This window comes from Streptomyces sp. MST-110588, from assembly GCF_022695595.1.
In the GTDB taxonomy this organism is placed as follows: domain Bacteria; phylum Actinomycetota; class Actinomycetes; order Streptomycetales; family Streptomycetaceae; genus Streptomyces.
On record NZ_CP074380.1, the window covers coordinates 4518710 to 4545641 of the forward strand.

Annotated in this window: 25 protein-coding genes; 17 read left to right on the plus strand and 8 right to left on the minus strand. The window is 72.3% G+C overall.

Going from position 1 to position 26932, the window contains the following annotated elements:
* The first annotated feature begins 58 nt into the window (after positions 1–58).
* The 4 genes from KGS77_RS19950 to KGS77_RS19965 all read left to right on the plus strand — a co-directional run bounded on the left by KGS77_RS19950 (position 59) and on the right by KGS77_RS19965 (position 4588).
* Positions 59–1351 carry an amidohydrolase family protein gene (locus tag KGS77_RS19950; protein WP_242583748.1) on the plus strand — a complete coding sequence of 431 codons (1293 nt, stop codon included), beginning with the start codon at positions 59–61 and terminating at the stop codon, positions 1349–1351.
* Between the two features lie 10 nt (positions 1352–1361).
* Positions 1362–2519: an acyl-CoA dehydrogenase family protein gene (locus tag KGS77_RS19955; RefSeq protein ID WP_242583750.1), complete on the plus strand. Its 1158-nt coding sequence runs from the start codon at positions 1362–1364 to the stop codon at positions 2517–2519.
* Positions 2520–2527: 8 nt separating this feature from the next.
* Positions 2528–3700 carry an acyl-CoA dehydrogenase gene (locus tag KGS77_RS19960; RefSeq protein WP_242583752.1) on the plus strand — a complete coding sequence of 391 codons (1173 nt, stop codon included), beginning with the start codon at positions 2528–2530 and terminating at the stop codon, positions 3698–3700.
* A 414-nt stretch (positions 3701–4114) separates the two neighbouring features.
* Positions 4115–4588, plus strand: a complete 474-nt coding sequence (locus KGS77_RS19965; RefSeq protein ID WP_242583754.1) for an ATP-binding protein — start codon at positions 4115–4117, stop codon at positions 4586–4588.
* 278 nt (positions 4589–4866) lie between these two features.
* On the opposite strand, the gene KGS77_RS19970 is transcribed toward KGS77_RS19965, so the two are convergent.
* Positions 4867–5895, minus strand: coding sequence for a cyclase family protein (locus KGS77_RS19970; protein ID WP_242583756.1), 1029 nt, complete (start codon positions 5893–5895; stop codon positions 4867–4869).
* A gap of 178 nt (positions 5896–6073) precedes the next feature.
* On the opposite strand from KGS77_RS19970, the gene KGS77_RS19975 reads away from it, so the two are divergent.
* The 3 genes from KGS77_RS19975 to KGS77_RS19985 all read left to right on the plus strand — a co-directional run bounded on the left by KGS77_RS19975 (position 6074) and on the right by KGS77_RS19985 (position 9424).
* A complete protein-coding gene (locus KGS77_RS19975) occupies positions 6074–6946 on the plus strand; it encodes an SDR family oxidoreductase (RefSeq protein WP_242583758.1) in 873 nt (290 codons plus the stop codon).
* Between the two features lie 259 nt (positions 6947–7205).
* Entirely contained in the window at positions 7206–8360 is a 1155-nt protein-coding gene (locus tag KGS77_RS19980; protein WP_242583760.1) for an acyl-CoA dehydrogenase family protein, read from the plus strand.
* Positions 8357–9424, plus strand: a complete 1068-nt coding sequence (locus KGS77_RS19985; RefSeq protein WP_242583762.1) for an alcohol dehydrogenase catalytic domain-containing protein — start codon at positions 8357–8359, stop codon at positions 9422–9424. The genes KGS77_RS19980 and KGS77_RS19985 overlap by 4 nt, the downstream gene beginning before the upstream one ends.
* 27 nt (positions 9425–9451) lie before the next feature.
* Here KGS77_RS19985 and KGS77_RS19990 read toward each other — a convergent pair whose 3' ends face one another.
* Positions 9452–9814 carry a MerR family transcriptional regulator gene (locus KGS77_RS19990; protein WP_242583764.1) on the minus strand — a complete coding sequence of 121 codons (363 nt, stop codon included), beginning with the start codon at positions 9812–9814 and terminating at the stop codon, positions 9452–9454.
* Between the two features lie 40 nt (positions 9815–9854).
* Here KGS77_RS19990 and KGS77_RS19995 point away from each other — a divergent pair, with 40 nt between their 5' ends.
* From KGS77_RS19995 to KGS77_RS20020, 6 genes are all read left to right on the plus strand, one after another.
* Positions 9855–11201 carry an MFS transporter gene (locus KGS77_RS19995; protein WP_242583766.1) on the plus strand — a complete coding sequence of 449 codons (1347 nt, stop codon included), beginning with the start codon at positions 9855–9857 and terminating at the stop codon, positions 11199–11201.
* A 22-nt stretch (positions 11202–11223) separates the two neighbouring features.
* Positions 11224–11451 (plus strand): hypothetical protein, encoded by a 228-nt coding sequence (locus KGS77_RS20000; RefSeq protein ID WP_242587846.1) that lies wholly within the window; start codon positions 11224–11226, stop codon positions 11449–11451.
* Positions 11452–11632: 181 nt separating this feature from the next.
* Complete coding sequence (locus KGS77_RS20005) at positions 11633–11848, plus strand: hypothetical protein (RefSeq protein ID WP_242583768.1); 216 nt, start codon at positions 11633–11635, stop codon at positions 11846–11848.
* The gene (locus KGS77_RS20010) at positions 11835–12344 is read left to right on the plus strand and encodes a DUF6879 family protein (protein WP_242583770.1); all 510 of its coding nucleotides are present in this window, start codon (positions 11835–11837) and stop codon (positions 12342–12344) included. Before KGS77_RS20005 ends, KGS77_RS20010 begins: the two co-directional genes overlap by 14 nt.
* 23 nt (positions 12345–12367) lie before the next feature.
* The gene (locus KGS77_RS20015) at positions 12368–13174 is read left to right on the plus strand and encodes a helix-turn-helix transcriptional regulator (RefSeq protein WP_277994327.1); all 807 of its coding nucleotides are present in this window, start codon (positions 12368–12370) and stop codon (positions 13172–13174) included.
* Between the two features lie 926 nt (positions 13175–14100).
* A complete protein-coding gene (locus KGS77_RS20020) occupies positions 14101–15384 on the plus strand; it encodes an MFS transporter (RefSeq protein ID WP_242587575.1) in 1284 nt (427 codons plus the stop codon).
* An 89-nt stretch (positions 15385–15473) separates the two neighbouring features.
* On the opposite strand, the gene KGS77_RS20025 is transcribed toward KGS77_RS20020, so the two are convergent.
* A complete protein-coding gene (locus KGS77_RS20025; protein WP_242583772.1) occupies positions 15474–16223 on the minus strand; it encodes a flavin reductase family protein in 750 nt (249 codons plus the stop codon).
* A gap of 199 nt (positions 16224–16422) precedes the next feature.
* Between KGS77_RS20025 and KGS77_RS20030 the strand changes: the two genes are divergently transcribed.
* Both KGS77_RS20030 and KGS77_RS20035 read left to right on the plus strand, forming a co-directional pair.
* Positions 16423–17019 (plus strand): RNA polymerase sigma factor, encoded by a 597-nt coding sequence (locus KGS77_RS20030; RefSeq protein WP_242583774.1) that lies wholly within the window; start codon positions 16423–16425, stop codon positions 17017–17019.
* A 386-nt stretch (positions 17020–17405) separates the two neighbouring features.
* Positions 17406–17834 carry a hypothetical protein gene (locus KGS77_RS20035; RefSeq protein ID WP_242583776.1) on the plus strand — a complete coding sequence of 143 codons (429 nt, stop codon included), beginning with the start codon at positions 17406–17408 and terminating at the stop codon, positions 17832–17834.
* 434 nt (positions 17835–18268) lie between these two features.
* Here KGS77_RS20035 and KGS77_RS20045 read toward each other — a convergent pair whose 3' ends face one another.
* The 3 genes from KGS77_RS20045 to KGS77_RS20055 all read right to left on the minus strand — a co-directional run bounded on the left by KGS77_RS20045 (position 18269) and on the right by KGS77_RS20055 (position 23423).
* Entirely contained in the window at positions 18269–19117 is an 849-nt protein-coding gene (locus tag KGS77_RS20045) for an enoyl-CoA hydratase-related protein (protein WP_242583778.1), read from the minus strand.
* 199 nt (positions 19118–19316) lie between these two features.
* The gene (locus KGS77_RS20050; protein WP_242583780.1) at positions 19317–21842 is read right to left on the minus strand and encodes an acetate--CoA ligase family protein; all 2526 of its coding nucleotides are present in this window, start codon (positions 21840–21842) and stop codon (positions 19317–19319) included.
* A 96-nt stretch (positions 21843–21938) separates the two neighbouring features.
* A complete protein-coding gene (locus KGS77_RS20055; RefSeq protein ID WP_242583782.1) occupies positions 21939–23423 on the minus strand; it encodes an NAD(P)/FAD-dependent oxidoreductase in 1485 nt (494 codons plus the stop codon).
* A gap of 294 nt (positions 23424–23717) precedes the next feature.
* Between KGS77_RS20055 and KGS77_RS20060 the strand changes: the two genes are divergently transcribed.
* Entirely contained in the window at positions 23718–24236 is a 519-nt protein-coding gene (locus KGS77_RS20060) for a Zn-ribbon domain-containing OB-fold protein (protein WP_242583784.1), read from the plus strand.
* Between the two features lie 82 nt (positions 24237–24318).
* On the plus strand, positions 24319–24807 hold the full coding sequence (locus tag KGS77_RS20065) for a GNAT family N-acetyltransferase (RefSeq protein ID WP_242583786.1): 489 nt from the start codon (positions 24319–24321) through the stop codon (positions 24805–24807).
* Positions 24808–24809: 2 nt separating this feature from the next.
* Here KGS77_RS20065 and KGS77_RS20070 read toward each other — a convergent pair whose 3' ends face one another.
* Complete coding sequence (locus tag KGS77_RS20070; protein ID WP_242583788.1) at positions 24810–25484, minus strand: pyridoxal 5'-phosphate synthase; 675 nt, start codon at positions 25482–25484, stop codon at positions 24810–24812.
* Between the two features lie 100 nt (positions 25485–25584).
* On the minus strand, positions 25585–26751 hold the full coding sequence (locus tag KGS77_RS20075; RefSeq protein ID WP_242583790.1) for an acetyl-CoA acetyltransferase: 1167 nt from the start codon (positions 26749–26751) through the stop codon (positions 25585–25587).
* Between the last annotated feature and the right edge of the window lie 181 nt (positions 26752–26932).

The following is a 26932-nucleotide window of genomic DNA, read 5'->3' on the forward strand; positions in this document are numbered from 1 at the left end:
CTCAAAAACTGACGGGGCATCAGATGGGGACGGACCGGGCGAGGGGAAGGCCGAGCCGATGGAGCTGCCGCGCATCGTCAGCGTCGACGACCACGTGATCGAGCCCGCCCACCTCTTCGAGACCTGGCTGCCGGCCAAGTACCGGGACCGCGGGCCGCGTCCGCTGACGGCCGGCATCGGCGAGCTGGAGTACACCAGCGGCAAGTACGTCATCACCATGGACCCGGACGGCCCGCCGGCCGACTGGTGGATCTATGAGGACCTGAAGTTCCCGTACAAGCGGAACATCGCCGCCGTCGGCTTCGACCGCGACGAGATGACCCTCGAAGGCATCACCCGGGCCGAGATGCGGCCGGGCTGCTGGGACCCCAAGGAACGCCTGAAGGACATGGACCTCAACCATGTCGAGGCGTCGCTGTGCTTCCCCACGTTCCCGCGCTTCTGCGGCCAGACCTTCGCCGAGGCGCACGACAAGGAGGTCGCGCTCGCCTGCGTACGGGCCTACAACGACTGGATGGTGGAGGAGTGGTGCGGGGACAGCGGGGGGCGGCTGATCCCGCTGTGCATCGTCCCGCTGTGGGACGTCACCCTCGCCGTCGCCGAGATCAGGCGCAACGCGGCACGTGGCGTCAAGGCCGTCACCTTCAGCGAGATTCCCCCCTATCTGGGCCTGCCGTCCATCCACACCGGCTACTGGGACCCGTTCTTCGCGGTCTGCGAGGAGACCGGGACGGTGGTCAACATGCACATCGGGTCCAGCTCCCAGATGCCGGCCGCCTCGCCCGACGCGCCGCCCGCCGTCCAGGCCGCGCTGAGCTTCAACAACGCGATGGCCTCCATGACGGACTTCCTCTTCAGCGGGGTGCTGGTGCGCTTCCCCCGCCTCAAACTGGCCTACAGCGAGGGCCAGATGGGGTGGATACCGTACGCGCTGGAGCGGGCCGACGACGTGTGGCGGGAGCACCGGGCGTGGGGCGGCGTGCGGGACCTGGTCCCCGAGCCGCCGTCCACGTACTACTACCGGCAGATCTTCTGCTGCTTCTTCCGCGACAAGCACGGCATCGCCTCGCTGGACGTCGTCGGACGGGACAACGCCACCTTCGAGACCGACTACCCGCACGTCGACTCGACCTTCCCGCACACCAGGGAAGTCGCCCTGGACCATGTGAAGGGGCTGGACGCGGAGACCGTCCACAAGCTGATGCGCGGCAATGCGATCCGGATGCTGGATCTTGATCTCGACCGGGACCGGGACCGGGACCTGGACCTGGACCCGGACCCGGGCCGTAACGGTGTTACAGGGCGGGAGGCGGACCCGCACCCGTACCCGCACCTGAACGCGGACGCGTGAGGGCGGTCCGGTGGACCTCTCCTGCACCGAGGAGGAAGAGGAGTTCCGGGCGCGGCTGCGGCGGTGGCTCGGCGAGGTGCTGCCCAAGCTCCCCGACCGGCCCGCCGCGGACGACTGGCCGGGCCGGCGGGCGTACGACACGGCCTGGCAGCGCATGCTGTACGACGCCGGGTACGCGGGCCTGCACTGGCCCGTCGACGCCGGCGGCCGGGGAGCCACCCCGACCCAGCACCTGATCTTCCTGGAGGAGACGGAACGGGCGGGCGCGCCTTATGTGGGCGCCAACTTCGTCGGCCTGCTGCACGCCGGGCCGACCATCGCCGCCGAGGGCGACGCGGCCCAGCGCGCCCGCTGGCTGCCGCCCATCCTGCGCGGCGAGGAGATCTGGTGCCAGGGCTTCAGCGAGCCGGACGCCGGATCGGACCTGGCCGCGCTGCGCACCCGCGCGGTGCGCGACGGGGCGGACTACCTCGTCACCGGATCGAAGATCTGGACCTCCCACGCCCAGGTCGCGGACTGGTGCGAGCTGCTGGTGCGTACGGATCCGTCGGCAGCCCGGCACCGCGGCATCAGTTGGCTGGCGATGCCGATGGACGCGCCGGGCGTCACCGTCCGCCCGCTGCGCACCCTGGCCGGTTCGGCCGAGTTCGCCGAGGTGTTCCTCGACGAGGTACGGATACCGGCCGCGTACCGCGTCGGCGCGGAGAACGACGGCTGGCGGGTGACCATGGTGACGCTCTCCTTCGAGCGCGGGACCGCCTTCGTGGGGGAGGTGGTGGCCTGCCGCCGGGTGCTGGCCGCGCTGGCCCGTACGGCGCGGGACAACGGCCGCTGGGACGACCCGGAGCTGCGGCGTCGGCTCGGGCGGCTGAGCGCGTGGTTCACGGCGCTGTGGCGGCTGACCCAGTGGAACGTGAGCCAGGCGCAGCACGGTGGGGGCGGGGTGCCGGGGGCCGGCGCCTCGGTCTTCAAGCTGAGCTTTTCGCAGGCCCGGCAGGAGCTGTACGAGGCGGCGGCCGAGGTGCTCGGCGGGTACGCGCTGGACGCGGACCGGGAGTGGGTCGCCGGCCGGCTCACCTCGCTCTCGTACACGATCGCGGCCGGGACCTCCCAGATCCAGCGGAACATCCTGGCCGAACGCGTCCTCGGCCTGCCGAAGGGACGGTGAACGCGCCCGTGGACTTCCGTCTCACCGATGATCAGGAGGCCCTGCGCAGAGCGATGCGGGACCTGCTGGCCCGGCGCTTCGGCCCGGACCGGCTCCGGGAGGCCGTACGGGACCCGGCGCTCGACCGGTCGCTGTGGCGTGAGCTGGGCACGGCCGGGTTCTTCGACCTGCGGCTGCCGGAGGCTGATGGGGCCGGGGACGGTGGCGGGGCCGGGCTCGGGCTGCCCGAGGCGGTGCTGGTCTTCGAGGAGGCGGGGCGGGCGCTGCTGCCGGGGCCGCTGGTGGCGGGGCACCTGCTGGCAGGAGTGGTGCCGGGGTGCGCGACCGGCGAGCGGGTCGTCGGGCTCTGCGACCTGGCGGCCCGGCCGCCGCTGTGGGAACACCCCGCCGACTGTGATGAGTTGATCTTGCTCGTCGGCGGCGGGGCGGAGGGCGGGGGCCCGGGGGTGGACGGCCCGGGGGTGGACGGCCCGGAGGAGGATGGCCCGGGTGCCGCGTACCGGGCCGGTTCTGCCGCGTACCGGGCCGGTTCGTACGGGCCGAAGCCAGCTCCCTTCCGCTCGGTGGACCCGCTCACGCCGCTCGCCCGCGTGGTGTCCTGCGACCCCTCACGTATGCGCCCCCTGGACGTGGACGTGCCCCGGCTGCGCCGCGAGGCGGCCCTGCTCACCGCGGCGCTGCAACTCGGCAGCGCGGCGCGCACCCTGGAGGCGGCCGTCGAACACGCCCGGCGGCGCGAACAGTTCGGTGTGCCCGTCGGCTCCTTCCAGGCCGTACAGCATCTGTGTGCGGACATGCTGGTTCGGGTGGAAATAGCAAGAAGCGCGGTGTACGCGGCCTCGGCGGCCGGGGTGGGCAGCAGGGCCGGGGCGGGCGGGGTGACTGGGGCTGCTGGGACGACGGGGGCTCCTGAGACGGCCCCGGAACCGCTCGCGGTGAGCGGTGCGAAGCTGCTGGCGGACGACGCGGCCGTCCGCAACGCCCGGGATTGTCTGCAGGTGTACGGCGGCATGGGATTCACCTGGGAGGCCGAAGTCCATCTGCACCTCAAGCGAGCCTGGTTGAGGGCGGAGCAGTGGCAGACCCCGGCCGGGGCGGCTCAGGCGCTGGCCGCGGGCCTGGTGAGCGGGGTGGCGGAGGTGCCGGACGGTGATCGTCCGGCCGGGCGCGCCGCGCCGTGACGGCCGGTGCGCGCAGTGTCGGCCCCCGTACACACAAGCGGTCACGGAGCGTCGATACCGGGTTGTGTCCCAGGCGTGACTCGTCACGGGCGGGAGTCGGTGCCCCGCTCCGGTACGCTCCGTTGGGTGCGAGTGGTTCTGAGGCGCAACTGTCCCGGTGTTGCCGTTGCGGCGACTCCCGGCTACGGAATGCCCGCCGCTCGCCTCGGGTGGAGGCCGCCCGGCCCCCATTGTTCGACTCCCCGCAGAGCGCGTCGCACAGTATGCACCACGCATACTCCGTTGCGCTGGAATATGCCCGAAGCGCTTGTTGGGGTGACTGAACGTCAACCATGCTGTGTCTCGCCGGGATCACGGACCGTGACCCCGAGGAGGCGCGAGGCGATGTGTCCGCCGGTTCGGATGGTGTGAGCGGTGCAGGTGCTTCAGGTTCAGTTGGAGGTGCGGCCCGACCCCGCGGAGGTGGGGCGGGCCCGCAGATGGGCCCGGTCACGGCTCGCCGGGACCGGTATAGGAGTCGACGAGCCGGTGGCGGAGACGCTGATCCTGCTGATCTCCGAGCTGGTCACCAATGCCGTGGTGCATACGGGTACGCCGGCCGAGCTGCGGATCTGCTTCTCCGGCTCGGGTGCTGTGGTGGGCACCGTACGGATCGAGGTGGCCGACTCCAGCGCCCGGCCGCCGCGTCCGCGGCACGCCGAGGGTGATGACACCAACGGCCGGGGCCTGGAACTGGTCGACGGCCTGGCGGACCGCTGGGGCTGGCACCACGAGGGCACGGGCAAGAGCATCTGGTGCGAGCTGGACCGCGGGCAGCCGCTGCTGATGGCGGCGGGGGCGGACATGGGGGCGTACGACTCTCCGTGCGCCGTCACAAATAGGGCGTAACGGAAGTAGTCCAGACCAGGTGTTGACGTGGCGTGGCCGCTTGATCACCCTTGGGTGCAGCGATCCGCCGCGAGGGGACGCCGAGGTTATGGGGGTGCCGGGCCCGGGGTCCGGGGGCTCGGCGAGTGCGGGTCGCGGCCTGGAGCCGGGTGGCGGCCCGCGGTGCCGTGCTCGGGGTGCGCATACGCGTACCGCCACCCGGCTGGAGCCCAGGGCCGTCGCGCCCGGCAGCCGCTTGTGCTGGTAGCGGCCCTCGCCGCTCTGCTGCTCCTGAGCGCCTATAGGACAGCCACCGGCGCGACCGGGGCGCCGGCCGCGCCGACGAAGGGCTCGGCGGGCGCGGACAGGAAGAACGTGTAGCGGCCCTCCTCCGCACACGCCCGGGACAATTCCTCCAGATTCCAGTTCTGCCCCTGGAGCATGCCCATCTCCACCAGATGCAGGGCGTGCACGGGCAGCCAGAGGTCCTTGACCTCCGGCGGGAAGATCTCGAACGTGAGGGTGTCGTTGGCGACCGCGGCCACGTCACGGGCGTGGAACCACTCGGGCGTACGGATCGACAGGCCCGGCGAGGGGAACGCGTACGCCTGCCTGTCGCCCGCCAGGTAGTGCTGGATCTGCCCGGTCCGTACGAGAACGATGTCGCCGGGCCGTACCCGCGTCCCCGCCAGGTCCTCGGCGGCCTCCAGGTCCTCGGGGGTGACGGGCCGCGCCCCGGCCAGGCGGCCGACGGCCCGGTCGGCGCTGCCGGGCCCGGATCCGTCGGTTCCGTCGGTCCCGGTGGTGCCGGTGGTGCCGGTGGTGCCGGTGGTGCCGGTGGTGCCGTCTTCCGCGTGGCGGGCGCGGGCCACGTCCAGCAGGATGCCGCGCGAGACGACCGGCGGGAGTTTCTCGACGCCGAGGCAGGCGGCACCCGCATGGGCGGTGACCGAGTCGGCGGGTCGGTTGTTGTAGAGCCTGCCGGAGTGCGAGACGTGGGTGAGGCCGTCCCAGTGGGTGGCGGCCTGGAGGCCCATGGTCACGGCGTCGTCGGAGACGGCGACCGTACCGGGTCCGAAGAACTCGTGGTTGACGGCGGTCATGGCGTGCAGCGGGTTGATCCGGCCGGGGATCGCGCCGGTCTGTACGCCGTCGTGCCGCAGCGGCAGCGCCAGCGGTATCCGGCGGCCGGAGCGGACCGTGGCGGCGGCGTCCCGCAGGACCTGCGGAGTGATCAGGTTGAGCGTGCCGGCCTCGTCGTCCGGCCCCCAACGGCCCCAGTTGTTCACGCGTTTGGCGATCTCGTGGAATTCGGCCGGAAGTGTCATGGGGGCTCCTCGGGGGAGGGGGCGATACGGGCGGCGGGGGTCGGACGGCGGGTGTCGGGAACGGGCGGGGCGGCGGGTGCGGGGCCGGTTGCGGGCGGCCGGGTCGCGGGGCTTGTGTTCACGACCACCCTGCCCAAAAATCTAACGGTCCGTCAGAAGACCCGGGAAGGGGCGCGGCATGGGGAAGTTTCTGGCCGGCAAAGTGGTCGCCGTCACGGGAGCGGGCCGCGGCATCGGGCGGGCGGTCGCCCTGGCCTGCGCCGGACAGGGCGCGAAGGTGGTCGTCAACGACTACGGCGTGTCCATAGAAGGCGCCGAGCCGAGCGGCGAGGTGGCACAGACGGTGGTCAAGGAGATCGAGGCGGCGGGCGGCGAGGCGGTCGCGGCGGTCGACGACGTCTCCACGATGGCCGGCGGACAGCGGATCGTGGACACCGCGCTGAACCGGTACGGGCGGATCGACGGCGCCGTGTGCGTCGCCGGGATCCTGCGCGAGCGGATGCTCTTCAACATGACGGAGGAGGAGTGGGACCCGGTCATCGCCACCCACCTCAAAGGCACCTTCACCGTCTTCAGAGCCGCCTCGGCCGTCATGCGCCGGCAGGGCACGGGCACCCTCATCGGCTTCACGAGCGGCAACCACCGGGGCAGCGTCTCGCAGGCCAACTACTCGGCCGCCAAGGGCGGCATCATCTCCCTGGTCCGCAGCGCGGCGCTGGGTCTGGAGCGGTACGGGGTGACCGCCAACGCGGTGGCGCCGGTCGCCCGTACCCGTATGTCCGCCCGGGTCCCCATGGAACTGAAGGAGATCGGCGAACCGGAGGACGTGGCGGCGCTGGTCGTCTACCTGCTGAGCGAGCGCGCCCGGGAGGAGGGGATCACCGGCCAGGTGTACACGGTGGCCGGACCGAAGATCGCGGTCTGGGCCCAGCCGAGGGAACTGCGTTCGGCTTACGTGGAGGGCGGCTGGACGCCGGAGAAGGTGGCGGAGGTGCTGCCGGCGGCATTGGGGGTTGACCCCATGCCGGGCCGGACTGCGGTCCGGGAGTGACCGATCCGCTGCGCTTGGCTGGGGCCGGTTTGTACGGGTGGCCGTACGCGGCCGGGTGCGGGTTTGTTGCGCCTGCGGCGGGCTGTTGCCGCTGCGCGGGGCTGTTGGGTGCGGGGGCAGACCTGCGCGGCAAGCCACTCCGGTCTGTCCCCTCCCGTGGGTGGGGGGTGGGGATGGGGACGGTGGTGGGTTCTCGTGCGTTGCCCGGTGCCGGTCCGCTGCGCCTGCGGCGGGCTGGTGGTTGGTGGAGGGAGGCGGGATGGAGTTCGGGTTCGGGGTTGAGGACGAGGTGTTCCGGGGGGAAGTGCGGGGGTGGCTCGGGGAGCGGTTGAGGGACGGTGGGGGCTGGGAGCGGCGGGAGTGGGAGCGGGAGCTGGGGAAGGCGGGGTGGATCGGGATCGGCTGGGACCGTACGCGGGGGGTGTACGGGAACCGGGAGGCCACGCTGACGCAGCAGGTGGTGTGGGCCGAGGAGTATGCGCGGGCGCGTGCGCCGGGGCGTATGGGGCACATAGGGGAGAACCTGCTGGCGCCCACCCTGATCGCGTACGGGAACGAGGAGCAGCGGGCCCGGTTCCTGCCGGCGATCGCGCGGGGCGAGGAGTTGTGGTGCCAGGGCTACAGCGAGCCCGGGGCGGGATCGGACCTGGCGGCGGTCAGGACGGCGGCGGTGCGGGACGGGGACACGTACCGGGTCAGCGGGCAGAAGATCTGGACGTCACTGGCGGCGGAGGCCGACTGGTGCTTCGTGCTGGCGCGTACCGACCCGGGGGAGCGGCGGCACCGGGGCTTGTCGTTCCTGCTGGTGCCGATGGACCAGCCGGGGCGGATCGAGGTGCGGCCGATCCGGCAGATGTCGGGCGCGGCCGATTTCAACGAGGTCTTCTTCGACGGTGCGGTGGCGTCGGCCGCGCATGTGGTCGGTGGTCCGGGGGCGGGGTGGCGGGTGGCCATGGGGCTGCTGGCGGTCGAGCGCGGGGTGTCGACGCTGGCCCAGCAGGTGGGTTTCGCGGCGGAGTTGGGCCAGGTCATCGGTGAGGCGCTGGGTACGGGGGCGGTGCGGGACCCGGTGCTGCGGGAGCGGCTCGTACGGCAGTGGGCCGAGCTGAAGGTCATGCGGTGGAACGCGCTGCGCACGCTGGGCGGGAGCGGGGACGCGGCGGCGCCGAGTGTGGCGAAGCTGCTGTGGGGCGGCTGGCATCAGCGGCTGGGGGAGCTGGCGGTGGCGGTGCGCGGGGCCGCGGCGGTGTGCGGGCCGCGGGACTGGGACGCCGGTGATCCGTACGGGCTCGACGCCGCGCAGCGGCTGTTCCTGTTCAGCCGGGCCGACACCATCTACGGCGGCTCGGACGAGATCCAGCGCGAGATCATCGCGGGGCGGGTGCTCGGCCTCCCCGGACGGGAGCGGTCATGAGGGGCGTCGTCTTCGACGGTGGGCGGCCGGTGGTCGTGGACGACCTGGAGGTACGGGCGCCCGGGCCGGGGGAGGTGCTGGTCGCGGTCCGGGCCGCGGGGCTGTGTCACAGCGATGTGTCAGTGGTCGATGGGACGATTCCCTTCCCGGTGCCGGTGGTGCTGGGACACGAGGGCGCGGGTGTGGTCGAGGAGGTGGGGCCCGGGGTCGGACATGTGGAGGCAGGGGATCATGTCGCGCTGTCCACGCTCGCGAACTGCGGGGCGTGCGCGGAGTGCGGCCGTGGCCGGCCGGCGATGTGCCGGGAGGCGATCGGCAGGCCGGGGAAGCCGTTTCGCCGGGGCGGAAGGGAGCTGTTCGGCTTCGCGTCGACCTCGGCTTTCGCGGAACGTACGGTCGTCAAGGCGGTGCAGGCCGTACGGATCCCGCGCGGCATCGCGCCCGCGTCGGCGGCACTGATCGGGTGCGGGGTGCTGACCGGTGTCGGGGCGGTACTGAACCGGGCGAAGGTGGGCCAGGGCGAGTCCGTCGTGGTGATCGGCGCCGGGGGCGTGGGGCTGAACGTCCTGCAAGGGGCCCGTCTGGCGGGGGCGTCACCGGTCGTGGCGGTGGACGCGAACCCGGGCAAGGCGGCGCCGGCGCGGCAGTTCGGGGCGACGCACTTCGTCGACGCCTCGGTACGGCCGGACGCCGTGGCGGCGGTACGGGAGATCCTTCCGACGGGCGCGGACCATGTCTTCGAGTGCGTGGGCAGTACGCGGCTGATCCGGCAGGCGATCGACCTGCTGGACCGGCACGGGCAGGCGGTGCTGCTCGGCGTGCCGCCGGCCGGCGCCGAGGCGTCCTTCCTGGTGTCCTCGATGTATCTGGACAAGTCCGTCCTGGGCTGCCGGTACGGCTCCGCGCGACCGCACCGGGACATCCCCCTGTACGTGCGGATGTACACCGAAGGGCGGTTGCTGCTGGACGAGTTGGTGACCAGGACGTACGCGGTGGAGGACTTCGCCGAGGCGATGGAGGACACACGCGAGGGACGGGTGGCGCGGGGGGTGCTGCTGTTCTAGGAGGGGCAGGCGGTGGTGGTACGGGGGTTACGGGCGGGTCGGGGCGGCTGCGATGGCCAGGCTCAGGACCCGGCTGGACTCCTTGAGGTCGGCGATCCGCCGCTCGATGCGCGCCTGCTCCCGGCGCAGCTCGTCGGCGAGTTCCGGGGTGCAGGGCCGGAGCACGCCGTCCGCCACCTCGCAGACGCTGGGCAGCATCCTGGCGATCACCGCCGTGCTCAGCCCGGCGGCGAGCAGGGCCCGGATACGGCGCACGAGGCGGACGTCCTCCTCGGCGTAGCTGCGGTAGCCGTTGGCGTGGCGCTCCGGGCACAGCAGCCCCTGGGACTCGTAATAGCGCAGCATCCGGATGCTCACACCGGTGCGTGCCGACAGTTCACCGATCCGCATGACTTGAGTGTGTCATGGTGTCACGCTTTACCGTCCTGGCATGGGATACCGAGACCTCGCCACCCGCCCCCTGCTGACCTGGGCGTTCGTCGCCGTCTGTACCCGGTTGCCGGTCGCCATGGCCCCGTTGGCCCTGGTCTTCCTCGTACGCGAGGGGCCCGGCGGTTACCCCTGGGGCGCCGGGCTCGCCGCGGCCTATGTGGTCGGTGAGGTGATCGGGGCGCCGCTTCTGGGCACGCTGCTGCGTCCCGAGCGGGCGCGGGTGCACCTCGCGGCCGGACTGGCGGTCGGGGCCGCCGCCTTCGCGGGGCTGGGACTCTTCCCCGGCGCGCCCCCGGCGGCGCAGGCGGCACTGGCGGTGGTCTCCGGCGCCGGGCCGGCCGCCGTACCGGGCGGGCTGCGCACCCTGCTGACCGAACTGGCCGAACAAGCCGGTAAGGGGCTCGCGGTCAAGGCCCTGAGTGCCGAGTCGGTCCTGTCCTACCTGCTGTGGGCGCTGGCTCCCGCGCTGGCCGGCGGTCTCGCGGTCGGCGGCGCCGGGCAGGCTCCGATCCTGCTGGCCGCCGCTCTGCTGACGCCGGCGCTGGTGGGGCTGTGGGCGCTCCCGTACGGCTGGCAGGCGGATTCCTCCGACCGCGGGGGTGTCTCCATGGCCCGTACGCTCGTCACGGCCTGGCCGCTGTACGTCTCGGGGGCCGCCGCGCTGGCGCTGCTTGCCCTCGCCGAACTGGTCCTGCCCGCCCTGCTGGAGCAGCGCGGGATCGCGGTCGGCTGGTCCGGGGTGCTGCTCGGCGGGTACTCGCTGGCCAGCGCCGTGGGCTCGTTCCTGTACGGGCTGCGGAGCTGGCCGGGACGGCTGCGTACGCAGGGGCTGGTGCTGCTGCCCGCGGTGGGCGTGTGCGTGTCGGCGGTCGCCGTACTGCCGACCGTCGGGGGTATCGCGGTGGCGCTGCTCACCGGTGGGCTGCTGATGGCCGGGGTCCAGGTGGCCCGTGGCCTGTCGCTGCGCGCGGCGCTGCCGCCGAGCGCGCTGGCCGCCGGGTATTCGGTGATGTACGCGGCGATCGGGGCGGGATACGCCTCCAGCGCGACGCTGTCGGGCGCCGTACTGAGCGTGGCGGCGCCCTCCACGACGCTGTTGTGCGGGGTGGCGCTGATGCTCGTACTGACGGCGGTCGCAGTGGTGGGCGAACTCCGGTCCCCGGCGGCCGGGGTGGCGACGCACTCGGTGGTGTGCGCGGGGTTCTCGGAATCTCCGGGGTCCTCTGGGTCTTCGGGGACTGTCGGGTCTGCTGGGTCTGGTGAGGTTTTCGGGGCGTCGGAGGCCGACGGATGGCGTGGCTCGAACCTTGCGGATGATGACCATCAGGCCACTCGTCCGCGCTGATCACCTGACCGAAGCTTCTCGGGTGACACAGACACCCGAACTCCCCGTACCGGCGGCCCCGACCGAGGGCCGGCAGTCCGGCCCGGCGCCGACGGCGGACCCGGTCCCGGCGGCAATGGCCTCGGCGCCGGTACGACGCCGTGGGCCGCACGGTGCCTGGTCCGTCGCGGCCGTCATCTTCCTGACGATCGTCGGCGCCGCCGCGTTCGCCTCGCTGCCCGGCCTGCTGATCGACCCGCTGCTCCAGTGATTTGTGTGGTGATGCTTTGGGCAACCAGGGCCTCCATGTGCCCGGCTCGGCCCCGCAAGCCCGCGTAGAGCCGTGTCGAGCACGCGGCTTTCCCGTTCTGGAAAGCCGGGGATCTTGACCGTGCTGCCCGCAAGCCAGAAGCATCGAACGCGACAAGGACTGTCGACGCGAGGGGGAAGCCATGGGCGCACCGCTGCGGAAGCTGTCGGGAGACCCGGACTGCAAGAACGGCACGTGCCCGACGCTTTGGGGCACGGACGACGGCAAGGACTACGTAGTGCAGGGCCGCGTGATCACGGACTCTGAGCGACTGGCACAGCTCGACCTCCCCGAGGGGGAGACGGCTGTCATGGTCCCGGCCGCAGTGCTTGAGGAGTACTTCAGTGCTCGCAGGTGAGGAGTTCGGCCGTCTCTTCGAGACCTTCGAGCGGACCGCGTTCCGGCTGGAGACGCTCGACGCGTATGACGTGGAGGAGGAGCGGGAGGAGATTGCTCGGTTCCTCGCGGGTGAGGACATGGGCCCGGAGTGGAGCGACAACCCATGGGTGCGCTCGATGACCGACAAGGGCAAGAGCGTGTCCCGCGTTCACGTCCTGCGCTCCCCTCTGACTGACTACCTGCGTTACGAGCTGTCGGCCTACCCCGGCAACATCAAGGCCGGGGAGTCCATCGGGATCATCGACCTTGCCGAGCAGAAGGTGACCGGCCTGCCCGATCACGACTTCTGGCTCTTCGACGACCGTGACGTGTACCGCATGCACTACACCCCCGAGGGCGCGTTCATCGGCGGTGAACTCCTGCCTGGCGACCGACTGAGGGAGTACCAGGGTTACCGCGACCTGGCGCTCACCCGCGCCGTGCCGTTCGCGGCCTACTGGGAGCGGCATCACTGACCACGGAGTCGATCGGGAGAGCCCTGCGGGCACTGCGGGAAGCATCGGGACTGACCGGTGACGCGGTGGCCCGCAGGGCTTCCATGTCCGCAGGCAAGCTCTCGAAGATCGAGAACGGCCGGACCCTGCCCACCGTTCAGGACGTCGACCTGCTCCTGTCCGCGCTCGGTGTCTCGGACGCAGTGAAGGAACAGTTCCTTGCCACTGCCCGAGCCGAGGTCACCGAGGCCACGGCGTGGCGCCTGCTACGCCGTATGGGCCCGTGGAAGCACCAGAACACCATCAAGGCCATCGAGGCCAACACGGCTGCCCTCAGGCTGTTTCAGGGGCAACTCATTCCCGGACTCCTCCAGACACCGGAGTACGCCACGGCGGTGTTCTCCCTGCCCCCAGCACTGCCGGACGAGACCAGGACTCGGACGGTGGCCGCGAGGATGGAGCGGCAGGCGACGCTCTACGAAGACGGCCGGTCGTTCCACTTCGTGATCTGTGAGCACGTCCTACGGTGGCTGATCTGTGAGCCGGCCGTCATGGCCATCCAACTGGATCGGCTCGTGTCCCTGTCCCGGCTTCCCAATGTGACCGTTGGTGTGGTGCCCCTGGCCGGTCGGATGCCGGACTTCCCCATGACGTGCTTCAGCATCCACGATGACCGGCTTGTGATCGTCGAGACGTTCCACTCGGAGATCACGACACGGGACCCCAGGGACATACAGACGTACGTCGACACCTTCGAGCGGTTCGCCGGCGTGGCGCTCTTCGGCGATGACATGCGTGCCCTGGTCGAGAGCATCCGGGACGAGTTCTTGCCTCAACAGGAAAGACCGTAGGGCCGCTTCGCCGGAGCCCCGAGGATGGATCGCAGCAAGATCCAGTCGGGAGGCCGGACAGGATGAGCACACCGAAGACGACGATGGCGGGGCCGGTGCACCTGACAGCTCCGGTCGGGGAGCCGGGCCCTGTGGCAGCTTGCGGCGTATGCCTCGGCATCGCTGTGACTCGGACCAACGCGCGATCGGTCGGGAACTACTCGAAGGTGTCCGATGCGAACGTGGTTCTCCGTACGCACCTGAGGGAAGAACACGGGGCCGAGTGATGGTGCGCTCCGTCATGCGCTACGTGAGGCACAGGATCACGCAGCACCCGGACACTGACGTGACCTTCGAAGCGGAGTGCCTTCACTGCAAGTGGACGGCCACGCCCTCGACGGACGGCGCGGCGGTCGACGTGGGGTGCATGAGCCACACAGGCCGGAGCGGGCACAGGGGCTTCCGGCGGATCTGCACGTCCTTCGCCATGGTGATCCGTGAGGAGTGACTGACAGACCTCCGGTGTGCTGAGGGGACGGCAGCACCACGGCCCGATGTGCACCGGAAGGGGCGCAGTTCGAGCGACGTGCGCCCCTGCCTCAGAAGATCCCGGCCTTCTGGCAGACAGAGCGAACCGTCATGACGCTTCACTTCGCTGCTCTTCGCGAGGGCTTCGGGGTCCTCGGGGACTTCTGGGTCTTTGGGGACTGCCAGGTCTGCTGGGGCCGGTGAGGTTTCCGGGGCGTCGGAGGCCGACGGATGGCGTGGCCCGAACCTTGCGGATGATGACCATCAGGCCACTCGTCCGCGCTGATCACCTGACCGAAGCTTCTCGGGTGACACAGACACCCGAACTCCCCGTACCGGCGGCCCCGACCGAGGGCCGGCAGTCCGGCCCGGCGCCGACGGCGGACCCGGCCTCGACGGCGGACCCGGCCCCGGCGGCAGTGGCCTCGGTGCCGGTACGACGCCGTGGGCCGCACCGTGCCTGGTCCGTGGCGGCCGTCACCTTCCTGACGATCGTCGGCGCCGCCGCGTTCGCCTCGCTGCCCGGCCTGCTGATCGACCCGCTGCATCAGGAATTCCACTGGTCACGTGGCACGATCGGCTTCGCGGTGTCGGTCAACCTCGCGCTGTACGGGCTGACCGCGCCGTTCGCCGCCGCCCTGATGGACCGGTTCGGCATCCGCCGCGTCGTCGGCTGCGCGCTGCTGGTGATCGCCGTCGGCTCCGGCCTGACCGTCTTCATGACCACGAGCTGGCAACTGGTCCTGTTCTGGGGCGTGCTGGTGGGCCTGGGCAGCGGATCGATGGCGCTGGCCTTCGCGGCGACGGTCACCGGCCGCTGGTTCGTCGCCCGGCGCGGGCTGGTCACCGGCATCCTCACCGCGGCCGGCGCCTCCGGCCAGCTCGTCTTCCTGCCGCTGCTGTCCTGGATCGTCGAGCGGTACGGCTGGCGCCCGGCCGCGGTCACCGTCGCCCTGTCGGCCCTGGCCGTCGTCCCGCTGGTGTGGCTGCTGCTGCGGGACCACCCGGCGGACGTGGGGGTGGCTCCGTACGGCGCGGCGGAGTTCGTGCCCAAGCCCGAGCCGCGGCGGGGCGCGGCCCGGCGCACGCTCGCGGTGCTCGTCTCCGCCGCGCGCACCGGTCCGTTCTGGCTGCTGGCCGGCTCCTTCGCGATCTGCGGTGCCACGACGAACGGGCTGGTCAAGACGCACTTCGTGCCCGCCTCGCACGACCACGGCATGCCGGTGACGGTCGCCGCCTCGCTGCTCGCCGTCATCGGCGTCTTCGACATCGTGGGGACGGTCGCCTCGGGCTGGTTCACCGACCGCTTCGACACCCGCCGCCTGCTTGCGGTCTACTACGCGCTGCGCGGGCTCTCGCTGCTCTTCCTGCCCATGCTGCTGTCCGACGCGGTCCACCCGCCGATGATCTTCTTCATCATCTTCTACGGGCTCGACTGGGTCGCCACCGTCCCGCCGACCATCGCCCTGTGCCGCGAGTACTACGGCGAGGACAGCGCGATCGTCTTCGGCTGGGTGCTGGCCTCCCACCAGGTCGGCGCCGCGCTCATCGCCTTCCTGGGCGGCCTGGTCCGCGACGCCGTCGGCACGTACGACCCGGTGTGGTACGCGTCCGGAGCGCTGTGCGCGACCGCCGCGCTGATGGCGCTGGTCATACGGGGCGGCCGGGGCAGCCGGGGCGGAGAGCTGCGGTCGGCGGCGTGAGCCGGGCGTGGACGGGGCGTGGGCAGAGGGCGCGAGCGGGGGTGTGCGCGGGGGCATGAATGAGAGGGTGCTGGTCGGCGGATCGGACCTTACGCGCTGAAGCGGCCGAAAGTTCCCCGGTGGAAGAGGAGCGGTCCGGACGCGGCGGCGGCCTCGTCCGTGCCCAGGGCGGCCACCCGGCCGACGACCAGGAGGTGGTCACCGCCGGTGTGCACGGCCTGGATCACACAGTCGATCCAGGCGGGGACGCCCGCCAGGCGCGGTGAGCCGGTCACCGGGGCCGGCGTATGGACCACCCCCGCGAACTTGTCGGCGCCGCTGACCGCGAAGCCACGGCACAGTGCCTCCTGGTCCGCACCGAGGACGTTGACGCAGAAGACCCCGGCGCGGGCGATGCGCGGCCAGGTCGTGGACGTACGGGCCACCGCGAACACCACCAGTGGCGGATCCAGGGACAGCGAGGCGAAGGACTGGCAGGCGAATCCCGCCGGGCCGGACATGGGCTCCGGCGCACGCTCCGGCGCACGTCTTTCCATCTGCGCCGGGGCATGCGCCGGAGCGCATATCGGCGCGGGGAGGCCCGGTGCCGTGATGACGGTGACGCCGCTCGCGAAGTGCCCCAGAACCGCACGGAACACCGCCGGGTCCAGCGGGGCGCGCTCGTCCTCCCGTACGGCTCGCAGGGCGCGGCGCGAGCGGGCGGCCGAGGGACTGGGCGGGGCCGGAGGTACGGGCGGGGGCGGAGCTGAAGGGGAGGGCGCCGCGGGGACGGCGGTGGACGCGCCCATCGAACGCAGATAACGCACGGCCGTGGCCGCCATTCCGGCGTGTCCCATCATGCTGCCATTGAAGCTGACGACCCGTCAGGTGGGAAGTGCGGGCGCCATGACATCCGGGTTCGTGCGGCAAGAAATAGGAGAGGTGTGCGACAGGAGAGCGGTAAGGGTGAAGAGGGCGGGGGTGTGGTTGGCGGGTGATCGCGCCGGGTAGTTTCCCGGTCGGCCGCGCTCGTACCAAACACGGGGAGAGTTACGGTACATGGCCGATGCGACGCAATCGTCACCTTCCTCCCCCGCGGCGCCGTCGTCCTTCGACGAGGTCTTCTGCGGGCTGCTGCCCAGGCTCTACCGGCGGGCGGTCATGCTGGCCGGCAACCGCCATTCCGCGGAGGACGTCGTGCACGAGGCATATCTCAGGCTCGCCGCCCGGCCGCAGCGCTTCCTGGCGCACCCGGAGCCGTACGCCTACGCCTTCACCGCCATATTGAACATCGCCCGTGACGCGTACAGGAAGGACCGGCGGCAGGTGCTCGTCGACGAGGTGGAAGGGATGGAAGGGGCGGGGCGGCCCGGCGCCGGGTCGGGGGCCGCGGCCCGTCCGGCGGCCGGCGGCGGGAGCTGGGACGGCGGGGTCGAGCGCAGACATGCGGAGATCGAAGCGGTGCGGTTGCTGAGCAGGCTCTCGCACCGGCAGGCCGGGATCGTCATCCTGGTGGACCTCGACGGCTACACCATCGACCAGGCGGCACAGATCATGAGGGTGCACCGGGGGACCGCCGCCCGGCACCGCGCGCGGGCCCTGACCAGGCTGCGTGCCTACCTCGTCGAAACGCAGCAGGGCCGGGCCGGGAGGTGAGCGGCGCGATGGGAGCGGCCGGGCAGGACGGCGCGCAGCGCGCGGGCGTGGGCGGAGACGGTGCGGGCGCGGAGGGCGCCGGGCGGGGTGGCGGGGGCGCTGCCGGGTGCGACGTGGAGGCGGTGCTGCGCACCTGCCTGCGGGCGGCGGACGAGGAGATCGGTACGCCGCCGGGTCTGTGGGGCCGTGTCCAGGGCGCGGGAACGGGAGCGGGCAGGGCCGCGGCCGGCGCGGAGCCGCGTCGCCCACCGCCGGGACCTGCGTGGCTCCGTGTCCGATGGTTCCGCGCCCGATGGCTCCGTGAACGGTGGTTCCGAGCCCGATGGCTCCGCGACCCGTGGGCGCGATCGCCCCGGCCCGGACCGCCGCACGCGACGGTGGTGGTGATGTCCGTCGTGGTGACGGTGGCGCTGGTGGCCCTGGGGGTGTGGTGGCTGGTGGGGCTGGGTGCCGCGGAACTGGGGCCGTCCGCTTCCGGGGCATACATCCCGATAAGGGTCTACAACAGCGAACGGGCGTGCCGGAATCTGCGCACGATGGAGTGCTCGCTGCGGCTCGCCCGGAACCCGCACATCCGGTACGCCACGCCGGGCAACGCCGCCGGGCGGGTCTGGCACGGCGACCCGCTGGCCGCGCGCTGTGTGATCGTGGACGGCATCCTCATGCAGGACGAGGAAGGGGTGACCTCCGCCCGCTGGTATCTGGTGCGGACCGCCGAGGGTGTCGAGGGCTGGCTGCCGGGCGTACGGACCCGGAACACCCGTGATGTCCGCGAATGCACCGACGGCGACAGCGACAGCGGTACGGGCATGTGACGCGCATCACGTCGTTGTGTGTCATATGGCGCGACCCTGTCGGACGTATGTGCTGTGAAAAGGACGCGCTACAACGGGGAGTCAGTAGATGAAGGTACGTGCCGTCTTCAGCAGTGCGGTGGGGGCCGGAATTCTCGCGGCGGGCCTCCTGGGGGCGGTGGGGGCCGCCACGGCGGGCGCCGGTCATACGGGGGCGGCGTCCGTGGGGGCGGATACGGGGGCGGGGGTGAAGGCGGCGCCCATGGGGATCCACTCCCCACAGGCGACGCACACGGAACGGGTGGCGAGATGAACGACGGCAGTCGGCCCGACTCGTCTGGCCCGTCCGACTCGTCCGGCCCGTCCGACCCGGCCGTCCCGTCCGGCCCGTCCGACCCGTCCGTCCCGTCCGACTCGCCTGGTTCATCCGGCCGGCCCGTTCCGCCCGGCCCGCCCTAACGCCCCCGATAGGTGGGGGTGCGCCGCTCCACGAAGGCGGCGACCCCCTCCTGGGCATCCGACGTCGTCATGTTGATCTCCTGGGCGGCGGCCTCGGCGGCGAACGCCGTGGCCCGGTCGGCGTCGAGAGAGGCGTTGACCAGTTGCTTGGTCAGCGCCAGAGCGCGGGTCGGGCCACCGGCCAGCCGCTCGGCCCACTCGCGCGCGGTCTCCGTCAGCGCGTCGTCCGGCACGACCCTGTTGACCAGTCCGAGCTGTGCGGCCTGAACGGCGGAGACGGTCTCACCGAAGAACAGCAGCTCCTTGGCGCGCTGCGGGCCGACGAGGCGGGGCAGCAGATACGCCCCGCCGCCGTCGGGAACCAGGCCCCGCCGCGCGAACACCTCGATGAAGCGGGCCGATTCGGCGGCCAGGACCAGGTCGCAGGCGAGCGCGAGATGCGCACCGAGGCCGGCCGCGACGCCGTTGACGGCGGCGATCACCGGCTTCTCGCAGTCCAGTACGGCCGCGATGAGGCGCTGCGCGCCGAGCCGGATCACCCGGGCCACGTCACCGGCCACCCGGCCCTGTGCGGCCGGGGCGGGCGAGGCCGCCCGCAGGTCCGCGCCCGCGCAGAATCCCTTGCCGGTGCCGGTGATCACGACGGCCCGTACGGCCGGGTCGGCGGAGACGTCCGCGAGTCGGCAGATGACGCGTTCGCGCTGGTCAGAGGTGATGGCGTTCAGTGCGTCGGGGCGGTTGAGGGTGATCCACGAGACGCCGTTGTCAGTGGCGTGGAGTATCAAGGTCTCAGCGGGATTTCCGGGGGAGGCCGGGGAGCCGGCGGATGCGGGGGAGGTCGTCATGGTCAGGTGGCTCCAGCTCGTACGGACACGGTGCGTGCGGTCGCGAGGGGCGCCGGTGCGGCGTGGTGGGGCAGGGGAAGAAAGAGGGCTGAGAGGGGCGGGGGTGCGGTCCAGGGCCGTACGGGCAGGGTGCGTACGGCTGAGGGGCGCGCGGGCGCCGTCCGCGGTGGCCGCCGGTGGGGGCCGGACGGGCGGCGGCTCAACGGCACACGGCCAGGGCGTCGAGCGCGACCACACCCTGGCCGCGGGGCAGTACGACGAGCGGGTTGATGTCCAACTCCGCCAGACCCGCGCCCAGTTCAAGGGCCATGCGCTGGACCCGCAGGACGACCTCGACCAGGGCGTCGGCATCCGCCGGGGGCGCTCCCCTGACCCCGTCCAGCAGGGCCCGGCCGCGCAGTTCGCCGAGCATCGCGCGGGCCCGGTCGGCGCCGAAGGGCGGCACCCCCACCGCGACGTCCCGCAGGACTTCCACCAGCACGCCGCCGAGCCCGACGGTGACGGCCGGGCCGAAGACCTCGTCGTGCGTGACGCCCACCACCGTTTCCACGCCCCGGTCGATCATCTGGCAGACCAGGACACCGTCCAGCGGGAGCTCTTCGTAACGGGCGATGTCGGTCAGCTCCCGATAGGCGTCGCGCACCTGGCTCGCGGAGGTCAGCCCGACCTTGACCAGGCCCAGTTCCGTCTTGTGCGCGAGGCGGGGACCGGACGCCTTCATGACGACCGGGTAGCCGACGAGGGCGGCGGCGCGTACGGACGCCGCCGCGCTGGTCACCAGGTGCTCACGTGGTACGCGTATGCCGTACGCGCGCAGCAGTTGCTTGGCCGCGTGCTCGCTGAGCTGCTCGCCCGGGCGCAGCAGCGCCCGCGCTCTGCGCGCGGCGGGGGACGGTACGCGCGGGGCCTGGTCGAAGGGCGAGCGGTAGGCGGCGGTGAAACGGTGGTGGCCGAGCCAGGCGCGGACGGCCGTGAGGCAGTTGGCGACGGTGCGGAAGGTCGCGACACGGGAGGAGCCCAGCAGCGTCCTGCGATAAGCGTCCTCGGTGCCCACCGGAGAGCCCCATACGACGCACACCAGCTTCTCCGTCTGTTCCGCCGCGTCCACGAGATCCTGCGCGAGCTTGTCGCTCAGCGGCGGGAAGGGGCCGGTGATCGGGCAGATGAGTACGCCGATGGACGGGTCGGCCAGCAACGCGTCGATGATCTTCCGGCCACGCTCGTCACCGACCGGGTGGCCGCCGCTGTCGACCGGGTTGGTGACGTCGAGGTAGTCCGGGATCCACTGGTGCAGCTCGCGCTGCTTGGCGGGGGAGAGCGCGGGCAGCTCCAGTCCGGCGGCGGACGCCAGGTCGGCGACGTGTGCACCGGTGCCCCCGGAGATCGAATACACGGCGACGCCCTCGGCGGCCGGCCGGCGGGCGCGGGCCAGCAGCGTCGCGGTGTCCTGCAGCTCGTCCAGCCCGTCCACGCGGATCACACCGAACTGGCGCATCGCCGCGTCCACGACGGCGTCCTGGCCGGTGAGTTTGCCGGTGTGGGTGGCGGCCGAGCGGGCCCCGGCTCCGGTCCGGCCGACCTTGACGGCGACGACCGGGACGCGGTTGCGGGCCGCGCGGTCGGCGGCCAGCAGAAAGGCCCGGCCGTCCTTGAGCCCTTCCAGATACGCGGCGATGGCCCCCACCTCGGGGCGGGAGGAGAAGTAGGACAGGAAGTCGGCGGCCTCCAGATCGGCTTCGTTGCCGGTCGGGGCCCAGTGGGAGAGGCGGATGCCCAGGTCCTGAAGGGAGAACAGCGGGCGGCCCTGGTGGCCTGACTGCGTGACGAGCGCGATGGCGGGCCCGTCCAGGTCGTCACGGAAGGTCTCGAAAGCGTTGAGGTTGGTGTTCGGGCCGAGCAGACGCAGGCCCGCGCGCCGGACGGCTTCGGTCAGCCGGGCCTGGGCAGCGGCGCCCTCCTGGCCGGTCTCGGCGAAGCCGGAGGCGAAGACCACCACGAAACGGACCTTGGCGTCGGCGAGTTCGTCGATGACCGGGACCGGGTCGCCGACCAGCAGTACGGCGAGGTCGACCTGCTCGGGCAGGTCGGAGACGGAGGTGAAGCAGGGCAGGCCATAGACGCAGGTGCGACCAGGGTTGATCGGGTACAGGCGGGCGCCGACGTGCTCGGACCAGTCGATGAGCCGCCGCGTGATGCCGGCGTTGGGGCGTCCCGCGCTGTCCGACGCGCCGATGACGGCCATGGACCCGGGCCGGAAGAAGCGGTCCAGGTCGGGCACCGGCGCGTAGAGGGGACGGCCGCTGACGTCGAGATCTTCCCCGCTGCCGCTGCCGCTGCCGTTGTCGCTGCTGCTGCTGCTGCCGCCGCCGCCGCTGTCGCTGCGGTGGCCGTTGGCGGTGCGGTTGTCCCTGGCGGTGCGGTTGTCCCCGGCGGTGCGGTTGTCGCTGGTGGTGGTGTTGGTAGCGGCGTCGCTGGTGCGGTTGGTGTGGGGCGTGTTGGTGTTGGTGTGGTTTCTGGGGGCTTCGGAGGAGCCGGGGCTGTGGTGGGAGGTGGGGCGGGGGCTGTCGTGATGGCCGTCGGGCGGGGTGGACGTACCGGGCGTGGGGCCAGGAGGTTGCCGGTCGGGCCGGCGGCCGGGGGACGTGGCGGGCCCGCGGTCGGTGGCGGAAGGGTCCCGGCCGGTGCGGTTACTGGTGGCAAGGCTGCCGTGAGTCGGTCCAAGCATCGTTGACGCCCGCTCCCGTGTGACGGCCGAATAACTGACGCCTAGTCAGGTTACTGAGTCGTCGGCACGTCAGGAACGGTCGTGCACGGTAAAGCCTCACAGGGCCGCGAGCGCGTGCGCGGAAGCCTCGTCGCGTACGACGGCGCGGGCGATCCTGCATGCGTCCAGGGCCAGTTCGCGGAACATGCCGCTGATGGGATTGGTGTAGCCCGTGAAGCGCAGGCCCGGGGCGCGGGGCAGGGTGTCCGGGCCGTGGGCGAGGGGGTTGCCGCGGGCGTCCAGGACGCCGAGGTGGCCGACCAGGGTGTCCAGCCCGCGCCGGTACCCGGTGGCGGCGATGACGACGTCCGGATCGATCGCGTCACCGCCGGCGAGCCGTACCGTACCGCCGTCGAAGGACTCCACCGCCGCGACCGGCTGTACCGCTCCCGCCTGTACGGCTTCGATGAGTCCTACGTCCTGGACGGGGATGGCTCCCTGGAGGGCCCGGGTGTAGAGGCCGGTTTCGGGGGCGGGCAGGCCGTACCCGGTCAGGTCGGGGACGGCGAGGTGAGCCACGGCGCGGGCCGCGGCGTCCACGGCCCATGGCGGCAGGTGGCGTATGAGGATGCCGGTGGCCTGGGCGGGCCAGCCCGCCGTGGAGCGGCGCACGATGTGCGGAGGCGTGCGCACCGCCAGCCGGACCCGTGCCGCCCCGCCGTGCGCCAGGTCCACCGCGATCTCGGCGCCCGTGTTGCCGGTGCCGACGACCAGGACGTCCTTGCCCGCGTACGGAAGGGCGTTGCGGTAGTGGGCGGCGTGCAGCAGCGTGCCCGTGTAGCCGGTCCGGCCGGGCCAGTTGGGGAGGTACGGGGTGTGGTTGTAGCCGGTGGCGACGACGACGGAAGGGGAGCGGAGTGCCCGTCCGCCGTTGGCGTGCAGCACCCAGCCCCCGGTGCCGGGGGGCTGGCCCATGGCGCGGCACGCCGCCTCGTCGCCCGCGCCCCCCGCGGTCGTGCCCGCCGGACGCCCCGGGCTTGCCGCACGCTCCGGGCTCGCCGGACGCCCCGCACCCACCGTCGCGCCCGTCCCACCCGCCGCCGGATCCGCCCGGCCCGCTGTGCCCGCCGCGCCGACCGCCACGCTCACCTGCGCGTTCGTTCCCGCACCCGGCTGCGCGCCGGCCGTCGCGGCTGCCGCCCGGCCGCTCGCATCCGCCCTGCCCGCATCCGCCCCGCCCGCCCGGTCGATGCGCCGGACCTCCACACCCGTCACGATCTCCAGCCGGTGATATCGGGCGTACTGCTCCAAGTAGCGCACCACGTCGTCCCGGGCGACCCACCGCCCGTACGCACGCGGTATCGGCAGGCCCGGAAGCGCGGAGAGCCGACGGGTCGTGTGCAGCCGCAACCGGTCGTAGTGCCGGCGCCAAGAGGCGCCCACGGCGTCGGACTTCTCCAGTACGACGGCCCGTACCCCGTACGCCTGGAGCGCGGCGGCGGTGGCGAGACCGCCGGGGCCGCCCCCGATCACATAGACGGGCGGGGCGGCGGGCGGGAGGGCGGCGGCGTGCGGGTCGGCGTGCGCTGCTGCGTCCGGCATGCCGGTGAGGGTAGCTCCGCCGTGGCCGGGTGTCCCCGGTTCCTCACCGATCGTGGCCGACCTCTTGTGCATCCGGACCGGCCTCGGCTGGACTGATCCTCCGTCAGTTCACGGGCGTTCGCAGGGGAGAACTCAAGGGCGGGGCGGTCGGAGCGGTGCCGGGACCGGTGGCGTACGGACGCCGGATGTGGCGGGAAAGCAGCGCCTGCGTGCCGTACCCGTCGTCATCCCGTCGTCACTTGGCCGACCATCTCCTCGGCCTTCTGCCCGTTCACCTAGAGAGGAAGTGCTTCCATGACTCGCGCGCGCTCCACCGCCGCCCGGTTCGACCTGCCCGAGATCGACGCCTTCACCCGCCCCTACTGGGACGCGGCGGGCGAGGGCCGGCTGCTGCTCCGCCGCTGCCGGGCGGACGGCTGCGGCGCCGCTCACCACTACCCACGGGAGTTATGCCCGTACTGCTGGAGCGAGGACGTGGTGTGGGAGGAGGCGAGTGGCCTGGCCACGCTCTACACCTGGTCCGTGGTCCACCGCAACGACCTGCCGCCCTTCGCGGGCCGCCTCCCGTACGTCGCGGCGGTCGTCGATCTCGCCGAGGGCCCGCGCATGATGACCGAGGTCACCGACTGTGCCGAGGGCAATCTGCGCATCGGGATGCGGCTGCGGGTCCACTTCCGTACGGAGCGTCTGCAAGACGGGAACGGGAACGGGAACGGGGCCGGAAGCGGGAACGGGGCCGGGAACGAGGGAGGGGGAGGGGAGGCGGACGGGAAAGGGGGCGCGGCCGTTCGGATCCCCGTCTTCCGTCCGTGATCCCGTGATCCCGTGATCCCGTGCTCCCGTAATCCCGTAATTCGGTTGCCGTACGCGCCCGGGGGTGGCCAGGCTGCGGGGTGTGCTGATCAGAGAAGCGACCGCGGCCGACTGGCAGCAGATCTGGCCGTTCTTCCGGACGATCGTCTCGGCCGGCGAGACCTACACCTATCCGCGCGACCTGGACGAGCCGACGGCCCGCGAGTTGTGGCTGCTCCGGCCGCCCGGCCGCACCGTCGTCGCCGTCGACGACAGCGGTACGGTCCTGGGCTCGGCCAAGATGAACCCCAACCACATGGGCGGCGGCTCCCACATAGCCGGTGGCAGTTTCATGGTCGCCCCCGGCCATGCGGGGCGCGGCGTCGGCCGGGCGCTCGGGCAGTATGCGCTGGACTGGGCGCGTGCCGAGGGCTATCGCGCCATGCAGTTCAACGCGGTCGTGGAGACCAACACCCGCGCCGTCGCCCTGTGGCAGTCACTGGGCTTCGAGATCATGACGACGCTCCCCGAGGGCTTCCAGCACCCCACCAAGGGGTTCGTGGGTCTGCACATCATGTACCGGCGGCTGTGACGTCAGGGCCACAGCAGCCCGCGTTCCCAGCCGTCCTCCGTGCGGCGGTAGTCCAGCCGTACGTGGCGGCGCCGGGCGTCGCCCTGGAAGAACTCGACCTCCTCGGCCCGCAGGACGTACAGGGTCCAGCTCGGAACCGGCGCGTCCGGTTCGCGCCGCGCCCGCTCCCACGCCTCCTGCGACGCCCGCTCCAGTTCCCCGTACGAGTCGAGCGGCTCGCTCTGGCGGCCCACCAGCGCGGCGGCCAGCGCCCCCGGTGAGCGCCGGTGCAGATCGGCCGCGCTCTCCTCGGGCCCGGCTTCGGTGACCTCTCCTCGTACGCGGATCTGACGGCCGAGCGCCGGCCAGTAGAAGCCCAGCGCAGCCCGGGGACGGACGGCCAGGTCACGGCCTTTCCTGCTGCCTCGGTGCGAGGCGAAGTGCCAGCCGCGCTCGTCGGCGTCGTGCAGCATCAGAGTCCGTACGGACGGGTCGCCGGCGGCGTCGGCGGTGGCCAGCGTCATGGTGTGCGGTTCGGGTACGCCTGCCTCGGCGGCCTCCCGCAGCCACTGCCGGAACAGCGTCAGCGGCTCCTGTGGCGCCTTCGCCGGGTCCGTCTCGAACGCGGGCAGCTCGCCCTCCCAGACCCGCAGCCCGCGCAGCACGTCACGGAACGCCTCGTCCTCAGCTTCAGTCATACCCAGCACCCTAGGACGGACCCGCCGCCGCCCCACCGCACCCGCCCCGGCCGCAGCGCCTGTTCCCGCCCTCCAACGCTCTACTCCCGCCCCCAGCGCTCTAATCCCGCCCCAGCACCAGCGTCCCCGAGGAGCAGAACCAGCCACCCGTGCCCGACGCCACGGCCAGGCGGGGCGGCTGCCCGTCGCGCCTGCGGACCTGGCGCTCCCCGCCCGCCTCGCCACGGAGCTGCCGTACCGCCTCCACCAGCAGGAACAGCCCGCGCATGCCGGGGTGGCAGGCGGACAGCCCACCGCCGTCGGTGTTGGTCGGGAGCCCCCCGTCCCGCAGCAGCCGCCCTCCCTCCACGAACGCCCCGCCCTCTCCCTTCCCGCAGAACCCCAGATCTTCCAGCGTCACCAGCGTCATATACGTGAAGGCGTCGTAGATCTCGGCCACATCGATCTCCGAGGGACGGACGCCGGCCCGTTCGAAAGCCGTGGGACCGGAGACAGCCGCCGGGGAGACGGTGAAGTCCGGCCACTGCGACATGGTGGTGTGGGAGACGGCGGTGCCGGAACCGAGCACCCAGATAGGGGGTTTCGCCAGGTCCCGTACGTACTCCTCGGCGACCATGAGGACCGCGCAGCCGCCGTCGGAGCGTATGCAGCAGTGCAGCTTGGTGAAGGGGTCGGCGATCAGCGGGCCGCAGAGCACGTCCTCGACGATGACCGGCGTGCGGTACATGGCGTCCGGGTTGGCCACGGCGTTGGCCCGTGCCTGGACGGCGACCTCGGCCAACTGCTTCAAGGAGGTCCCGTACCGGTGCATGTGACGGCGCGCGGCCATCGCGTACTTGGAGACGAGGGTGTGCCCGTACGGGGCCTCGAACTGGAGCGGGCCGCGGGTCCCGAAGGAGAGGTCGGCGGTACGGCGGCGGGCCTTGAGGTCGGCGCGGGCGGTGGAGCCGTACACCAGGAGCACCGCCCGCGCCTGGCCGGCGGCGATCGCGTCCGCGGCGTGCGCGGCCATGACTTCCCAGGTGGCCCCGCCCACCGAGGTGGAATCGACCCAGGCGGGGCACAGGCCCAGGTACTCGGCGACCTCGATGGGGGCGAGCGTGCCCAGCCCGGCCGAGGCCAGCCCGTCGATCACCGACCGCTCCAGGCCGCAGTCGTGGAGTGCGCGGCGGGCCGCCTGGGCGTGCAGTGCGTAGGGGGTGGCTTCGTCCACCCGGCCGCAGTCGGACAGGGCGACCCCGGCTATGGCTACTCTGCGGCTGCTCATACGGGTGTCCTCTCCCCGTCCCGTTCCGGCCTGGACTCGCGCAGGGACCTGACGGTACATCAGGTCCGCGTGGGGCGGCAGGCGGCCGTGCGGCTGTGCCGATCCGGGCCGGGGGTAGGAAAGTGGCGTCGTTGTCCCTAATATGACGGCCCGTCAGTTACTGCTCGTGCGACCGTACGGC

Coding starts and splice junctions, on each gene's coding strand:
- KGS77_RS19950 (WP_242583748.1), top strand. CDS start 59: ATGGAGCTGCCGCGCATCGTCAGCGTCGACGACCACGTGATCGAGCCC.
- KGS77_RS19970 (WP_242583756.1), bottom strand. CDS start 5,895: ATGACACTTCCGGCCGAATTCCACGAGATCGCCAAACGCGTGAACAAC.
- KGS77_RS19975 (WP_242583758.1), top strand. CDS start 6,074: ATGGGGAAGTTTCTGGCCGGCAAAGTGGTCGCCGTCACGGGAGCGGGC.
- KGS77_RS19980 (WP_242583760.1), top strand. CDS start 7,206: ATGGAGTTCGGGTTCGGGGTTGAGGACGAGGTGTTCCGGGGGGAAGTG.
- KGS77_RS19985 (WP_242583762.1), top strand. CDS start 8,357: ATGAGGGGCGTCGTCTTCGACGGTGGGCGGCCGGTGGTCGTGGACGAC.
- KGS77_RS19990 (WP_242583764.1), bottom strand. CDS start 9,814: ATGCGGATCGGTGAACTGTCGGCACGCACCGGTGTGAGCATCCGGATG.
- KGS77_RS19995 (WP_242583766.1), top strand. CDS start 9,855: ATGGGATACCGAGACCTCGCCACCCGCCCCCTGCTGACCTGGGCGTTC.
- KGS77_RS20005 (WP_242583768.1), top strand. CDS start 11,633: ATGGGCGCACCGCTGCGGAAGCTGTCGGGAGACCCGGACTGCAAGAAC.
- KGS77_RS20025 (WP_242583772.1), bottom strand. CDS start 16,223: ATGATGGGACACGCCGGAATGGCGGCCACGGCCGTGCGTTATCTGCGT.
- KGS77_RS20030 (WP_242583774.1), top strand. CDS start 16,423: ATGGCCGATGCGACGCAATCGTCACCTTCCTCCCCCGCGGCGCCGTCG.
- KGS77_RS20035 (WP_242583776.1), top strand. CDS start 17,406: ATGTCCGTCGTGGTGACGGTGGCGCTGGTGGCCCTGGGGGTGTGGTGG.
- KGS77_RS20045 (WP_242583778.1), bottom strand. CDS start 19,117: ATGACGACCTCCCCCGCATCCGCCGGCTCCCCGGCCTCCCCCGGAAAT.
- KGS77_RS20050 (WP_242583780.1), bottom strand. CDS start 21,842: ATGCTTGGACCGACTCACGGCAGCCTTGCCACCAGTAACCGCACCGGC.
- KGS77_RS20055 (WP_242583782.1), bottom strand. CDS start 23,423: ATGCCGGACGCAGCAGCGCACGCCGACCCGCACGCCGCCGCCCTCCCG.
- KGS77_RS20060 (WP_242583784.1), top strand. CDS start 23,718: ATGACTCGCGCGCGCTCCACCGCCGCCCGGTTCGACCTGCCCGAGATC.
- KGS77_RS20070 (WP_242583788.1), bottom strand. CDS start 25,484: ATGACTGAAGCTGAGGACGAGGCGTTCCGTGACGTGCTGCGCGGGCTG.
- KGS77_RS20075 (WP_242583790.1), bottom strand. CDS start 26,751: ATGAGCAGCCGCAGAGTAGCCATAGCCGGGGTCGCCCTGTCCGACTGC.